The sequence below is a fragment of the Pseudoalteromonas sp. S3178 genome, assembly GCF_005886985.1.
In the GTDB taxonomy this organism is placed as follows: Bacteria; Pseudomonadota; Gammaproteobacteria; order Enterobacterales; family Alteromonadaceae; genus Pseudoalteromonas; species Pseudoalteromonas carrageenovora.
The window spans coordinates 1-423 of record NZ_PNCW01000235.1; the positions used below are offsets into that span (position 1 = coordinate 1).

Genomic DNA, 423 nt, shown 5'->3' on the forward strand with positions numbered 1-423 from the left:
ACCAATTTCTGCTGCTGTAACGATAAGCCCTGCACTTTCGATATTATGCTCAATAAAGCTTAACTTATGCGTTAACTCCAGTTGCTCAGTAGCTTGCCAATGATATTCAAATGTTGCTGCATAGTTCTCACTTTTATGCTCATTTTCAGGGGAGTAACGGGAAAGATTTAAAAACTCATCAAGTTGAGTACGGTTAAACCTTACTTGCCATGTTAACGCTTGATGACTACCTCCAAATACAACAAAAAGTGATTCTGACGGGTCTTTTACAGCACCTCCAAAATAGCTATCCCCTGAGCGTTTATTAAATGCTACATTGGCATAGAGCCGTGTTTCATCCGACACTTGCCTCGAAAGATTCAACGCTGCTTGCGCACTGCCGTGTTCACCATAACCAACAGAAAACTGATTATTACGCTTTTT

Annotated in this window: 1 pseudogene; it reads right to left on the bottom strand. The window is 40.7% G+C overall.

Features of this window, described 5'->3' with window-relative positions:
- Nucleotides 1-423: pseudogene (locus CWC11_RS20765) on the bottom strand (ferric-rhodotorulic acid transporter); the annotation flags it as partial.